Source organism: Roseateles sp. (assembly GCF_965229315.1).
In the GTDB taxonomy this organism is placed as follows: Bacteria; Pseudomonadota; Gammaproteobacteria; order Burkholderiales; family Burkholderiaceae_C; genus Pelomonas.
The window spans coordinates 2,372,216-2,385,020 of the sequence record NZ_CBDDJA010000002.1 but is presented as its reverse complement, the minus strand read 5'-3'; the positions used below and the strand labels follow the sequence as shown (position 1 = coordinate 2,385,020).

General features: G+C 68.6%; 11 protein-coding genes. 9 read left to right on the top strand and 2 right to left on the bottom strand.

Translation table 11 applies throughout. The features are described 5' to 3' along the window. Window positions 1–59 precede the first annotated feature (59 nt). Window positions 60–1,733 carry an electron transfer flavoprotein-ubiquinone oxidoreductase gene (locus ACO07H_RS15925; protein WP_422015851.1) on the bottom strand — a complete coding sequence of 558 codons (1,674 nt, stop codon included), beginning with the start codon at window positions 1,731–1,733 and terminating at the stop codon, window positions 60–62. A gap of 130 nt (window positions 1,734–1,863) precedes the next feature. On the opposite strand from ACO07H_RS15925, the gene ACO07H_RS15920 reads away from it, so the two are divergent. Genes ACO07H_RS15920 through ACO07H_RS15910 form a run of 3 tightly spaced genes read left to right on the top strand, consistent with a single transcriptional unit; the run spans window position 1,864 to window position 3,685 of the window. Further along, window positions 1,864–2,646, top strand: a complete 783-nt coding sequence (locus ACO07H_RS15920) for an SDR family oxidoreductase (protein WP_422015849.1) — start codon at window positions 1,864–1,866, stop codon at window positions 2,644–2,646. Continuing rightward, the gene (locus ACO07H_RS15915; protein WP_422015847.1) at window positions 2,646–3,269 is read left to right on the top strand and encodes a YceH family protein; all 624 of its coding nucleotides are present in this window, start codon (window positions 2,646–2,648) and stop codon (window positions 3,267–3,269) included. The genes ACO07H_RS15920 and ACO07H_RS15915 overlap by 1 nt, the downstream gene beginning before the upstream one ends. Next, on the top strand, window positions 3,266–3,685 hold the full coding sequence (locus ACO07H_RS15910; RefSeq protein ID WP_422015845.1) for an acyl-CoA thioesterase: 420 nt from the start codon (window positions 3,266–3,268) through the stop codon (window positions 3,683–3,685). The genes ACO07H_RS15915 and ACO07H_RS15910 overlap by 4 nt, the downstream gene beginning before the upstream one ends. On the opposite strand, the gene ACO07H_RS15905 is transcribed toward ACO07H_RS15910, so the two are convergent. After that, on the bottom strand, window positions 3,678–6,398 hold the full coding sequence (locus ACO07H_RS15905) for a TonB-dependent receptor (RefSeq protein WP_422015843.1): 2,721 nt from the start codon (window positions 6,396–6,398) through the stop codon (window positions 3,678–3,680). The two genes, ACO07H_RS15910 and ACO07H_RS15905, sit on opposite strands and share 8 nt — an antisense overlap. 205 nt (window positions 6,399–6,603) lie before the next feature. Here ACO07H_RS15905 and ACO07H_RS15900 point away from each other — a divergent pair, with 205 nt between their 5' ends. The 6 genes from ACO07H_RS15900 (at window position 6,604) to ACO07H_RS15875 (ending at window position 12,688) form a co-directional block, all read left to right on the top strand. Next, a complete protein-coding gene (locus tag ACO07H_RS15900; RefSeq protein WP_422015841.1) occupies window positions 6,604–8,028 on the top strand; it encodes a cyanophycinase in 1,425 nt (474 codons plus the stop codon). A 145-nt stretch (window positions 8,029–8,173) separates the two neighbouring features. Further along, window positions 8,174–9,427, top strand: coding sequence for a cyanophycinase (locus ACO07H_RS15895; RefSeq protein ID WP_422015839.1), 1,254 nt, complete (start codon window positions 8,174–8,176; stop codon window positions 9,425–9,427). Continuing rightward, a complete protein-coding gene (locus tag ACO07H_RS15890) occupies window positions 9,411–9,923 on the top strand; it encodes a YbaK/EbsC family protein (protein WP_422015837.1) in 513 nt (170 codons plus the stop codon). The genes ACO07H_RS15895 and ACO07H_RS15890 overlap by 17 nt, the downstream gene beginning before the upstream one ends. Next, window positions 9,920–10,147 (top strand): DUF1289 domain-containing protein, encoded by a 228-nt coding sequence (locus ACO07H_RS15885; RefSeq protein WP_422015835.1) that lies wholly within the window; start codon window positions 9,920–9,922, stop codon window positions 10,145–10,147. The genes ACO07H_RS15890 and ACO07H_RS15885 overlap by 4 nt, the downstream gene beginning before the upstream one ends. Beyond that, window positions 10,144–10,803 carry a 2-hydroxychromene-2-carboxylate isomerase gene (locus ACO07H_RS15880; protein ID WP_422015833.1) on the top strand — a complete coding sequence of 220 codons (660 nt, stop codon included), beginning with the start codon at window positions 10,144–10,146 and terminating at the stop codon, window positions 10,801–10,803. The genes ACO07H_RS15885 and ACO07H_RS15880 overlap by 4 nt, the downstream gene beginning before the upstream one ends. A 205-nt stretch (window positions 10,804–11,008) precedes the next feature. Continuing rightward, window positions 11,009–12,688 carry an MFS transporter gene (locus ACO07H_RS15875; protein WP_422015831.1) on the top strand — a complete coding sequence of 560 codons (1,680 nt, stop codon included), beginning with the start codon at window positions 11,009–11,011 and terminating at the stop codon, window positions 12,686–12,688. Window positions 12,689–12,805 lie beyond the last annotated feature (117 nt).

Sequence of the window (12,805 nt, the reverse complement as noted above, 5' to 3'; positions counted from 1 at the left end):
GATGTGTGGCTGTTTCGCAAGCCACTCTAGCGGTCAGCCCAGGCCCGGCGCAAGCGGGCTTACATGCCCGCGTAGTTGGGCCCGCCACCGCCTTCGGGCGTCACCCAGACGATGTTCTGCGTCGGGTCCTTGATGTCGCAGGTCTTGCAGTGCACGCAGTTCTGCGCGTTGATCTGCAGGCGCTGGTTCCCGCCCTCGGCCGGCACGAATTCGTAGACGCCAGCCGGGCAGTAGCGGCTCTCGGGGCCGGCGAACTTCGCCAGGTTGACCTGCACCGGCACCGAGTCGCTCTTCAGCGTCAGGTGGGCGGGCTGGTTTTCCTCGTGGTTGGTGTTGGAGATGAACACCGACGAGAGGCGGTCGAAGGTCAGCTTGCCGTCCGGCTTGGGGTAGGCGATGGGCTGGCACTCGGCCGCAGGCCGCAGGGTCTGGTGGTCGGCCTTGTGGTTGTGCAGCGTCCACGGCGGGCTGGCGACGCCCAGCTTGGGCAGCAGCCACTGCTCGATGCCGGTCATCAACTGGCCGGTGGTCTTGCCCTTCTTGAACCAGAGCTTGAAGTTGCGGGTCTGCTGCAGCTCCTCGTTGAGCCAGCTCTTCTCGAAGGCTTCCGGGTAGGCCGTCAATTCGTCCTGCGCGCGGCCTGCGGCCAGCGCGGGCGCGAGGGCTTCCGCGGCCAGCATGCCGCTCTTGATGGCCGCGTGGCTGCCCTTGATGCGCGCGGCGTTCAGGTAGCCGGCGTCGCAGCCCACCAGGCAGCCTCCGGGGAAGACCGTCTGGGGCAGCGCCTGCGGCGTGCCGTTGTTGATGGCGCGCGCGCCATAGCCGATGCGCTTGCCGCCTTCGATGTGGGCGCGGATGGCCGGGTGAGCCTTCCAGCGCTGCATCTCCTCGAACGGGCTCAGGTAGGGGTTGTCGTAGTCCAGGCCGATGACGAAGCCCAGCGTGACCTTGTTGCCCTCCAGGTGATACAGGAAGCCGCCGCCGAAGGTGTCGCCCTCCATCGGCCAGCCGGCCGTGTGCACCACCTTGCCCGGCTGCGCCTTGTCGGCCGGGATCTCCCACAGCTCCTTGATGCCGATGGCGTAGGTCTGCGTGTCCTTGCCCTCGGTCAGCTTGTATTTGGCCAGCAACTGCTTGCCGAGGTGGCCGCGTGCGCCTTCGGCGAACACGGTGTACTTGCCCAGCAGTTCCATGCCGAGCTGGAAGTGGTCGGTGGGCTCGCCGTCCTTGCCCAGGCCCATGTTGCCGGTGGCCACGCCCTTGACGCGACCCTGCTCGTCATAGAGCACTTCGGCCGCAGCGAAGCCCGGGAAGATTTCGATGCCCAGGCTTTCCGCCTGCTGGGCCATCCACTTGACGACGTCGGACAGGCTGATGACGTAGCAGCCGTGGTTGTGGAAGTTGCGCGGCACGAGGAAATCGGGCGTGCGCTTGGCGCCGGTCTCGCTGAGGAACAGCACGTCGTCGCCGGTCACGGCCTGGTTCAGCGGCGCGCCGAGCTCCTTCCAGTTCGGAAACAGCTCGGTGATGGCGCGCGGGTCCATCACGGCGCCGGACAGGATGTGGGCGCCGGGCTCCGAGCCTTTTTCCAGCACGACGATGTTGGCGTCAGGCTGGATCTGCTTCAGGCGGATGGCCGTGGCCAGGCCCGCCGGGCCGCCGCCGACGACGACCACGTCGTATGCCATGGACTCGCGGGGGCCGAACTGGGCCAGGATTTCTTCGGATGTCATGCAGGGCTCCGGCAGCTTTGAATTGCGCGCGATTCTAGAGAGGGTGGCGAATGAATCGAACGACCGTGCTTTTTTAGGGCGCAGGCTCTAGCCCGGTAGGATCGCGCCACAAATTGCGAGAGGCAGTCCCATGAGTTACTCCATCAATCTCGAAGGCCGCGTGGCCCTGATCACGGGAGCGTCCAGCGGGCTGGGTGCGCAGTTCGCCAGGACGCTGTCCCAGGCAGGCGCCTGCGTCGTGCTGGCGGGGCGCCGTGTCGAGCGGCTCAAGGACCTGCGTGCCGAGATCGAGGGCAACGGCGGCGATGCGCACGTGGTGGAACTGGACGTGACCGATGTGGCCAGCATCAAGAGCGCCGTGGCGCACGCCGAGACCGAGGTGGGCACGCTGGATATCCTGGTCAACAACTCGGGCGTGAGCCGGACGCAACGGATCACGGACGTGACCGAGAACGACTACGACCACGTGATGGACACCAACACGCGCGGCGCCTTCTTCGTCGCGCAGGAGGTGGGCAAGCGCATGCTGGGCCGCGCGCGGGGCTCGGCGCCGGGCACCTTCATCGGCGGGCGCATCGTCAACGTGGCGTCCATGGCCGGCTTGCGGGTGCTGAGCCAGATCGGCGTCTACGCGATGAGCAAGGCTGCGGTGATCCACATGACGCGCGCGATGGCGCTGGAATGGGGCAAGTACGGCATCAACGTGAACGCCATCTGCCCCGGCTACATCGACACCGAGATCAACCACCACCACTGGGGCACCGAGCAGGGCAGGAAGCTGATCGAGCTGCTGCCCAGGAAGCGCGTCGGCCAGCCCCAGGACCTCGACACGGCGCTGCTGATGCTGTGCGCCAACGAGAGCCATTTCATCAATGGCGCGGTGATCCAGGCTGATGACGGCTTTGGTGTGTGATGAGCCGTCGAGACCTGACCCCGCTGGAGGCCCGCGTCCTCGCCGTGCTCGTCGAGAAGGAAAGCACCGTGCCGGACAGCTATCCGCTGTCCGCCAACGCGCTGACCTCGGGCTGCAACCAGAAGACGGCGCGCGACCCGGTCATGGACGTCAGCGAGTCCGAGGTGCTGGCCACCGTGGAAGAGCTGAAGGCGCTGCACCTCGTCAACACCGTCAGCGGCAGCCGCGTGGTGCGCTATGAACACAACTTCGCGCGCGGCATGGGCGTGCCCGGCGCAGCGATGGCGCTGCTGACGCAGCTGATGCTGCGCGGCCCGCAGACGGCGGCCGAGTTGCGGCAGAACACCGAGCGGCTGCACCGCTTTGCCGACGTGTCGTCGGTGGAAGGCTTTCTGGACGAACTGGCCGGGCGCGAGCCGCCGATGGCCGTCAAGCTCGCCAAGGCGCCCGGTGCCCGCGAGGCCCGCTGGGCGCACCTGCTGTGCGGGCCGGTCGCGTCCGTCGAGCAGGCCGTCGCGGCGGCCGTGCCACGCGACGAGGAGGTCGCGCTGCTGCGCGCCGAAGTGGCAGCGTTGCGCGGCCTCGTCAACCGCATCGCCGCCGAGCTGGGCATCGCGCCATGAGATACGTCGTCCCGGCCGAGAAGAAGCTGACCTTCGAGCTGCGCATCCAGATGCGCTGGGGCGACATGGACGCCATGGGCCACATCAACAACACGCTGTATTTCCGCTACCTGGAGATGGCGCGCGTGGACTGGCTGGCATCCATCGGCGCGCCGCCCAACCCGGGCGGGCAGGGGCCGGTCATCGTCAACGCGTTCTGCAACTTCTACCGCCAGCTGAAGGTGCCCGGCGAGGTCATCGCCAGGCACTACGTCAGCGACCCCGGCCGCACGGCGTTCGAGACGTGGATCACGCTGGAGCGGGCCGATGAGCCCGGCGTCATCTACGCCGAAGGGGGCGCCACGACGCTGTGGTTCGACGCCCAGACCGACAAGGCCATCGCCCTGCCGGACTGGGTGCGCGCGCTGGTCACCTGAAGCTGTACTTCGCGCTCACGTAGGCATAGCGGCCGCGCGGGTCGGTGTAGCTCGGGTCGTAGCCGGACAGGAAGAACCAGGCCTGCTGCGAGAACGGCGGCGCCTTGTCGAACAGGTTTTGCACGCCGGCGCGCAGCGTCAGCGCCTTGGTGGCTTCCCAGGCGCCGGAGAGGTTCCACAGCGAGTAGGCCGCCACCTTGATGTCGGGCTTGCCGATGATGTGCTGGTCGTTGTAGCCCTGCAGGTAGCTGTTGGACAGCGTCAGACCGAAGGGGCCGCTCTCCCAGTCCACGCTCACCGTGTGGCGCCAGCGCTGCACGACGCCGTCGTTGATGAACACGTTCAGGTTGCTGACGTAGGGGTCGCCGTCGCCGGTCTGCTGCAGCGAGCGCAGCGTCAGCGTGCCGTTGAGCCGCAGGCCGAACTGGCCGACGCCGGTCTTCAGCCCGGTCAGCGAGGCGCCGATGTCCAGGCCGGAGATCTTCTGCTTGCCGCGGTTTTCCTTGACGAGGTCGATGTGGTCGATGGCGTCGTCTGCATCGCGGTGCACCAGGCTGCCGTACTTGGCCAGGTTGGACAGGATGACGTCCACGCCCAGCGTGCTGATGAGGTTGGTCTTCTCGATGTTCCAGTAGTCGAGGTTGAGGTTGACGCCACGTCGCGGCTCGAACACCACGCCGGCCGAGTACTGGCGCGACTTCTCGGGCTTGAGCTTGGCGTTGCTGTAGTTGTAGGTGATCCAGCCCTCTGAGCAGTCGGTCGGCGTGTTGCTCGGGTCGGCGGCCAGGCAGACCGGGTCCACCAGCGTGGCGGACGAGCCTTCTGTCAGCGGGCGGTACAGGTCCGTCAGGCTGGGTGCGCGAAAGCCCCGGCCGACCGAGGCGCGCAGCAGCAGCTCCGGCATGGGCACGTACTTCAGGCCCAGCTTGGGGCTTGCCGCACCGCCGCTGACCTGGTAGTGCTCATAGCGCAGCGCGGCCTGCAGTTCGAGCTGCTTGGTGATGGGCGCGCTGATCTCGCCGAACACGGCATTCACCTTGCGCGACTTGCCGAAGTCGGAGTCCGGCCCTTGGGAGGTCTCGCCGAGGATGAGGTCCTGCTTGAGCGCATCGGACTGGTGGTAGTTCTGCTTCTCGCGGCGCAGTTCGCCGCCCAGGGCCAGTGCCAGGTCGCCGCCGGCCAGCGGCATGAGGGCCTTGGACATCTTGAAGTCCAGGCTGTCCATCGTGCCGGTGGCGCGGCGCACCTCGCCGCGGATCTGCGCCTTCTCATACAGCGCGAGGCCGGCGGCGCTGGACGGGCCGAAGGGGTTCAGCGTGCCGTTGGCAAAGCCGTCGAGCACCATCTGCTCGTTCAGGTACCCCAGGCGGTCGCGGTCGGAGACGGTGCTGGTGCTGTGGTTCAGCGCCCATTCGTAGTCCCAGCCGGACAGCACGCCGTTGGTGCCCAGCACGAAGCGGTTGGTGGTGGACAGCAGCTCGCTGGTGCGCAGGCCGGCCTCGGTAAGGCGCGTGCGAACGGTCATGAGGCGATCCTCGTCGCCCGCAGGCAACTGGTTCAGCGAGCTGCCCTTGAGCGCCGGGATCAGGCCGACGTCGATGTCCGGGTCGACGCGGTTGGGCGTGCCGGTGTACAGCGTCTTGGCACGGGCCAGCGACACTTCGGCGAAGAGCTGGTGGCCGCCGCCGAGGTTGAACACGCCGCGGCCGAACATGCTGCCCTTGGTGGACTCCGGGTACAGCTCGATGTCGCGCATGTAGTCGAAGGTGCAGCCGTCCACGCCACCGATGCCGGCGGGCAGGTAGAGGTTGGCCGGCGGATTGCAGCCCGAGGCTGCTGCCGGATTGATGGTTCGGCTGTCGATGACTGTCTTGCCGTTGGTCTTGAATCCTTCGGAGATGAGGATGTCTCGCTGGGCGCTGGTCGGGCGCAGGTTGCCCGGGAAGGTATAGCTGGACAGCAGATCCGGCAGCCGGCCGGGGATGTCGAGATCCTTGATGAACTTGCGGCGCGAGGCGTTGAGGCTGGTGGCCTTCTGCACATCCAGCACGCCGAACAGGTTGAAGCCGTCGCGTGCGTAGTCGCCGTACCCGCCGGCCAGCGTCGCGGAGCGCTTGTTGCCGCCGCCGCCCTCGGTCGTGTTGCCGGCCAGCGCACTCACTTCAACGCCGGAGAAGTCCTTGCGCGTGATGAAGTTGATGACGCCGCCGATGGCGTCCGAGCCGTACAGCGACGAGGCGCCGTCCAGCAGGATCTCGACGCGCTGCAGGGCGGCGGCGGGAATGCTGTTCAGGTCCACGCCGGCCGCGTCGCCGGGTGACGCGAAGTTGGCGACGCGCCGGCCGTTGAGCAGCACCAGCGTGGACGACACGCCCAGGCCGCGCAGGTTGGCGGCGTTGAAGCCCATCTGGTCGCGAAAGCCGCCGTAGGCCACGCTGCCGCCATCGGTCAGGTTGTTCGCGCTGGCGCTGACGCGGGCCAGCAGCTCGGCGGCGGTGGTGACGCCGGCCTTGTCGATCTCGGCTCGCGTGATGACCTGCACCGGCAGCGCCGTCTCGCCCTCGATGCGCTTGATGGCCGAGCCGGTGATCTCGACGCGTTCGAGCTTGTCCGGCGGCGGCGTCTGCGCCTGGACTTGCAGCGGGCCGGCCAGCATCAGCAAGGCGGCGGCGCTGGCGATGCGGGAAGGGCGGGAAGGGCGAGCGGCAATCATCTGAGTCTCCCGAAGCGGTTTGCGGGCGAGTCTAGGCATGCGCGGCGCCGATGCCGGTCTCTTCTGGTGAGACCGTCTCGCCCGCGCCACGCCGCTTGTCCTGCGATTCAGGGGCGAATCTGTCACGCAGCCTCTGTCATGATTCGAGGTCTGATCAATGAGGATGGCACGCATGAGGGCATGGATCTGGGCTGGGGTGGCGGCAATGGCAACGGCCCTGGGTGCGCAGGCGGCCAACCCGACACCGCCCGCGGCGACGACAGCGGCGGCCGCCCGCGCACAGCGCCCCGCCTTGGTGCCCTCCGTGCCCGCGGCGCGCGGCGCTGTGACGGCGCCCGCCAGGCCCGCATCCGCGCCGGCCGCGGCTGTCGCGCCCGCCGCCGCGGTGGACGCCGGCGAGCCGGCGATCCGTGGGTATGCGGTGCCCATCGGCGGCGCGCTGAAGGCCGACAACGAAGAGGTGTGGCAGCGCATCGTCAACCTGGCGGGTGGCAAGGGCGCGCGCTTCGTCGTGTTCGGCACGGCCAGTGAAGATCCCGAAGCCAGCGCCAAGCAGGTCGTCGACCTGCTGCAGCGGCGCGGTGCCGTCGCCGAGGCGCTGCCCGTGGCGCCGCGCTTCTCGTGGGTGGACCTGAACAAGGTCGTGCGCGACCCCGCGCTGATCGCCAAGGTCAAGGCAGCCAAGGGCGTGTTCTTCACCGGCGGCCTGCAGGAACGCATCGTCGACGTGTTGCAGCCCGGCGGCCAGAGCACGCCGATGCTGGAGGCCGTGTGGGACGTCTATCGCCGCGGCGGCGTCGTGGCGGGCACCTCCGCGGGCGCCGCCATCATGAGCACCATCATGTTCCGCGATGCGCCCAGCATCATGAACATCCTCAAGGGCCGTTTTGCCGATGGCAAGCAGGTGGACCGCGGCCTGGGCTTCGTCGGCCCGCACCTGTTCGTGGACCAGCATTTCCTCAAGCGCGGCCGCTTCGGCCGCATGATCCCGCTGATGATGGCCAAGGGCTACAAGATCGGCCTGGGCGTGGACGAGAACACGGCGGCCATCATCCGCGGCGACGAGATCGAGGTCATCGGCGACCGCGGCGCGCTGGTCGTGGACCTGACCGAGGCCAGGAGCGACCCGGCGGTCAGCGCGTTCAACGTGCAGGGCGCGCGCATCTCCTACCTGGAGCATGGCGACCGCTACCACCTGCGTGCCCGCTCGACGACGCCCTCGGCGCCCAAGCTGCGCGGCGAGCTGCATGACGCGGAGTCCCCCAACTTCCGCGCCTACTACACGGAGGACGTCTTCAACCTCGACATGCTGGGCGACTCGGCCATCTCCAACGCGATGACGCGGCTGATCGACAGCTACCGCAAGGAGATCAAGGGCCTGGCGTTCGACGTGCTGCCGCGCGCCAACGACCCGCTGGCGGACCTGGGCTTCCTGTTCCGCATCTACAAGGGCTCGGACTCGCTGGGCTGGAGCACCGAGGAGTTCGGCGGCGAGCAGTTCACCGTGGCCAACCTGTACCTGGACATCAGCCCGGTCAAGCTGCCGATGCCGCTGTACGGCAACTGGACGCCGCCGCGCCCGCCAGCGGCCGCGCAGCAGAGCGCGGCGCCCGCATCGGCGCCGCAGTGAGGGCGGGGTGCGCCCGCCGGCAGTGTTCGCTGACGGGCTGCACCTTCTGGGGCTTGACCTGCTGTTGCAGCGCGCGCCGAACTGCCACCATCGAGACTTCTGAACCCAGCCCGTCCGGCAGCGCATGCCGGCCCCCGCGACGATCTTGACCTCCCACGCCCAGCCCGGCACCGTCGTCGTCATCGGCGGTGCACTCAAAGCCGGCAGCGACGCCGTCTGGCAGCGCATCGTCGACGAGGCCGGCGGTGCCGGCGCGCCCATCGCCGTCTTTGCGACCGCCGCCTACGAGCCCGAACGCATCGCGGCGCAGATCACCGCGGCGCTGAACCGCTGCGGTGCGCATGCCGAGACCATTCCCGTGGCGCCCAACCTGCCGGGCGCTGACCTGCAGGCCCGCCTGCACGACCCCGCGCTGATCGCCAAGGTGGCGCGCTGCCGTGCCGTCTTCTTCTCGGGCGGCGCGCAGGAACTCATCGTCGACACGCTCAGGCCTGGCGGCGCGGCCACGGCCATGCTGCAGGCCATCCGCGCGGTCTTCGATGCCGGTGGCGTCATCGCCGGCACCAGCGCCGGTGCGGCCGTCATGAGCCGCATGATGTTCCGTGACGCGATGGACAACTTGGCCATCCTCAAGGGCCAGTGGCGCGCCGGGCTGGAATACGACCAGGGCCTGGGCTTCCTGGGCCCCGACCTGCTCGTGGACCAGCATTTCCTCAAGCGGGGCCGCATCGGTCGCATGCTGCCGGCGATGCAGGCACTGGGCTTTCGCCTGGGGCTGGGGGTCGACGAGAACGCCGCCGTCGTCGTCAAGGGCTCGACGCTCGAGGTCATCGGCGGCAGCGGGGCCATCCTCGTCGACCTGGCCGGTGCCGGCCATGACGCCGCGCTGCCGGCTTTCAACATCCACGATGTGCGGCTGTGCTACCTGGACCATGGCGACCGCCACGACCTCGCCACCGGCGTGACGACACCGGCCGCCCACAAGCGCGTGCTGCCGCACGTCGATCCGGTCGCGGCAGACCGGGTGCCGCAGGGCGACCGATATTTTCTGGACATGCTGGGCGATGGCTGCCTGCTGGAGGCGATGACACAACTGCTCGATGGCACCGCGCCCGACGTGCGCGGGCTGGCCCACCGCGTGAACCCGTGCGCGCATGACGACCGGCCCGACATCGGTTTCGAGTTCCGCCTGCACCGAGGTCCCGGGCTGGCCGGCTGGCGTGCCGCAGCACCGGGAGGCGAGGGCCTCACGGTGCTCGAGGTGCGCCTGGACGTGATCCCCGTGCGGGTGGCCCATCCCCTGTTCACCCCGCTGGCTGCTGAAGGGTCGCCGGCAGGGGCGCCGCCGTGGCCGCCGGTGCCGGCAAAGGTGCCGCGACACAATGGTGGCCATGGCTGAACCCGACACCCGACCCGAAGGCTTCCAGCGTGTCAGCGCGGCGCTCGCGGCACATGCCCATCCCCACCCGCCGCTGTGGCTGGACGTGGCCGCCCGCACGGCCCAGGAAGCCGCCGATGCGCTGGGCGTCACGCTGGGCCAGATCGCCAAGTCCGTCGTCTTCCGCCGCAAGGCCGACGACGGAGCCGTGCTGGTCATCACGTCCGGCGACAAGCGCGTCGACGAGGCCAGGCTGAAAGCCCACACCGGCCCGCTGGGCCGCGCCGATGCCGACTTCGTGAAGGCGCGCACCGGCTTCTCGATCGGCGGCGTGTCGCCCGCGGGTTTTGCGCCGGCCGATGGGGCCGCGCCGCCGCAGCTGTTCATCGACCGCGAGCTGTTCCGCTTCGACATCATCTGGGCCGCGGCCGGGCACCCCAACGGCGTCTTCAGGCTGACGCCGGCCGAGCTGGAAGCGCTGACCGGCGCGCCGGTCATTGACGTGGTTCAGGCATGAAAACGCCCGTCGTTTCGCCTTGTGTGAACGTCTGCCAGATGGATGCCGCCAGTGGCTGGTGCCGCGGCTGCGGGCGCAGCATCAACGAGATCGCCGGCTGGGGCGGCGCGCCCGAGACGGTGCAGCGCCACGTGCTGGACCAGCTGCCCGAGCGCCGCGTCGAACTCCATCGCCATGGCCTGTGGCTGGGCCCCTGGCCGCACAGTGAGGAGCAGGACCGGTGAAGCGACTGACCTTCTATGTCGACCCCATCTCGCCCTATGCGGCGCTGGCGTTCGAGGCGCTGCCGGAGGTGCTGGCAGGGCACAGCGTCGAGGTGGTCTACCGCCCCATCTTGTTTGCCGCGCTGCTGCAGGCGCTGGGCCAGAAAGGACCGGCCGAGATCGAGCCCAAGCGGCGCTGGACCTTCCGCCAGGTGGCCTGGCTCGCGCACCGCCAGGGCGTCGTGCTGGACCCGCCGGCGCAGCACCCGTTCAACCCGCTGCCGCTGCTGCGCCTGGCCTGGGCCAGCGCCGCGCCGGCCGGCCAGCCGGGCGACACGCCCAGCCGCTGGGTCGTCGAGCAGCTCTTGCACCACGTCTGGCGTGGCGCCGGTGCCGATGCCAACGACTCCGTGCGGCTGGGCGCGCTTGCGGAGCGGCTTGCGCCGGCTCAGGCCCCGGCCGCCGAGGCCATCAAGCAGCGCCTGCGCAGCGAGACGGAAAGCGCGCTGGCGCTGGGCGTCTTCGGCGTGCCAACCCTGGAACTGGACGGGCGCCTGTTCTGGGGCCAGGATGCGCTGCCCATGGTGCGCGCCGCGCTGGAGGGCGACCCGTGGTTCCGCAGCGGCGTCTGGGAGCAGTCGGGTCAGCCGCGGCCTGGCCTCACACGCCGGCACTGACGCCGCACCGCCGTCACCAACGGTCTCAGGATTTACCCGCGACGGCCTGTTTTTACCGCATCGCGGAATGCGCCTTGAGGGTTCGTGCGGAGTTTGTCAGCCTCGATTCAGACTGGCGTCAGAACACGGTCAGAGGGCCTCGCAATAGTCCCGCTGCAAGGATTGACCCAACGTGGGACGGTCCGACAACAGACGGAGACTCATCATGGCAACTGCAGCAGGTTCGGCCTCGGCACCGATGACCAAAGAGGAAAAGAAGGTCATCTTCGCGTCCTCTCTGGGCACGGTGTTCGAGTGGTACGACTTCTACCTCTATGGCTCGCTGGCGCCCATCATCGCCAAGCAGTTCTTCTCGGGCCTGGACCCGCAGGCGGCGTTCATCGCGTCGCTGATGGCCTTCGCCGCCGGCTTCATCGTGCGCCCGTTCGGCGCGCTGGTGTTCGGCCGCCTGGGCGACATGATCGGCCGCAAGTACACCTTCCTGGTCACCATCCTGATCATGGGCCTGTCGACGTTCATCGTCGGCGTGCTGCCCACCTACGCCACCATCGGGGCGGCCGCGCCGGTCATCCTGATCGGCCTGCGCCTGCTGCAGGGTCTGGCCCTGGGCGGCGAATACGGTGGTGCTGCGACCTACGTCGCCGAGCACGCGCCGCACGGCAAGCGCGGCGCCTACACGTCGTGGATCCAGACGACCGCGACGCTGGGCCTGTTCCTGTCGTTGATGGTCATTCTCGGCGTGCGCACCTCGCTGGGCGAGAAGGACTTCGGCGACTGGGGCTGGCGCATCCCGTTCATCGTCTCCATCCTGCTGCTGGGCATCTCGGTGTGGATCCGGCTGTCGATGAATGAATCGCCCGCCTTCCAGAAGATGAAGGCCGAGGGCAAGACCTCCAAGGCGCCGCTGACCGAGTCCTTCGGTCAGTGGAAGAACCTGAAGATCGTGCTGCTGGCACTGTTCGGCCTGGTGGCCGGCCAGGGTGTGGTGTGGTATTCGGGCCAGTTCTACGCGCTGTTCTTCCTGACCTCGGTGCTGAAGGTCGAGGCCGCCAGCGCCAACATCTGGATCGCGATCGCGCTGCTGCTGGGCACGCCGTTCTTCGTCATCTTCGGCACGCTGTCCGACAAGATCGGCCGCAAGCCCATCATCATGGCCGGCCTGCTGCTGGCCGCGGTGACGTACTTCCCGCTGTTCAAGGCGCTGACCGGCGCTGCCAACCCCGACCTGGCCCGCGCGCAGGAAACCCAGAAGGTCACGCTGACCACGTCGACGGCCACCTGCTCCTTCCAGGGCAGCCCGACGGCGCGTGAAGTGGACTTCACGAGCGCCTGCGACATCGCCAAGCGGGCGCTGGCCCAGTCGTCCGCCAGTTCCGAGACCGTCGAGGCGGCACCGGGCGCGCCAACCGTCGTGCGCGTCGGCGACAAGGAAATCACCGTGCCGACGGCCACCCGCCTGACGGAGCACAAGTTCGACGAAGCCAGCACCAAGGCCATCGCCGGTTTCAAGAAGGAGCTGGGCGACGCGATGAAGGCCGCCGGCTACCCGGCCAAGGCCGACCTGGCCAAGGCCAATGTGCCGATGGTCATCGCCATCCTGTTCGTGCTGGTGCTGTACGTGACCATGGTCTACGGCCCCATCGCGGCCATGCTGGTCGAGATGTTCCCGACCCGCATCCGCTACACGTCGATGAGCCTGCCGTACCACATCGGCAACGGCTGGTTCGGCGGCATGCTGCCCTCCATCACCTTCGCGATGGTGGCGCAGAACGGCAACATCTATCACGGCCTGTGGTACCCCATCGTCATCGCGGCGGCCACCTTCGTCATCGGTGTGCTGTTCGTGCGCGAGACCAAGGACGTGGACATCTACGCGAAGGACTGACGCACCCTGGGACGACGGCCACGCGGCCTGCAGGTCGCGTGGCCTGATCCCGATCCAAGGCCGGCTTCAAGCCGGCCTTTTTGCTTGCTGGGGCCGCGTTGGCTTGTCGATTGCACC

What these genes read in the sequence shown, in the direction of transcription:
- ACO07H_RS15925 (WP_422015851.1), bottom strand. Translation starts at nt 1,733, where the DNA reads ATGACATCCGAAGAAATCCTGGCCCAGTTCGGCCCCCGCGAGTCCATG.
- ACO07H_RS15920 (WP_422015849.1), top strand. Translation starts at nt 1,864, where the DNA reads ATGAGTTACTCCATCAATCTCGAAGGCCGCGTGGCCCTGATCACGGGA.
- ACO07H_RS15915 (WP_422015847.1), top strand. Translation starts at nt 2,646, where the DNA reads ATGAGCCGTCGAGACCTGACCCCGCTGGAGGCCCGCGTCCTCGCCGTG.
- ACO07H_RS15910 (WP_422015845.1), top strand. Translation starts at nt 3,266, where the DNA reads ATGAGATACGTCGTCCCGGCCGAGAAGAAGCTGACCTTCGAGCTGCGC.
- ACO07H_RS15905 (WP_422015843.1), bottom strand. Translation starts at nt 6,398, where the DNA reads ATGATTGCCGCTCGCCCTTCCCGCCCTTCCCGCATCGCCAGCGCCGCC.
- ACO07H_RS15900 (WP_422015841.1), top strand. Translation starts at nt 6,604, where the DNA reads ATGGCAACGGCCCTGGGTGCGCAGGCGGCCAACCCGACACCGCCCGCG.
- ACO07H_RS15890 (WP_422015837.1), top strand. Translation starts at nt 9,411, where the DNA reads ATGGTGGCCATGGCTGAACCCGACACCCGACCCGAAGGCTTCCAGCGT.
- ACO07H_RS15885 (WP_422015835.1), top strand. Translation starts at nt 9,920, where the DNA reads ATGAAAACGCCCGTCGTTTCGCCTTGTGTGAACGTCTGCCAGATGGAT.
- ACO07H_RS15875 (WP_422015831.1), top strand. Translation starts at nt 11,009, where the DNA reads ATGGCAACTGCAGCAGGTTCGGCCTCGGCACCGATGACCAAAGAGGAA.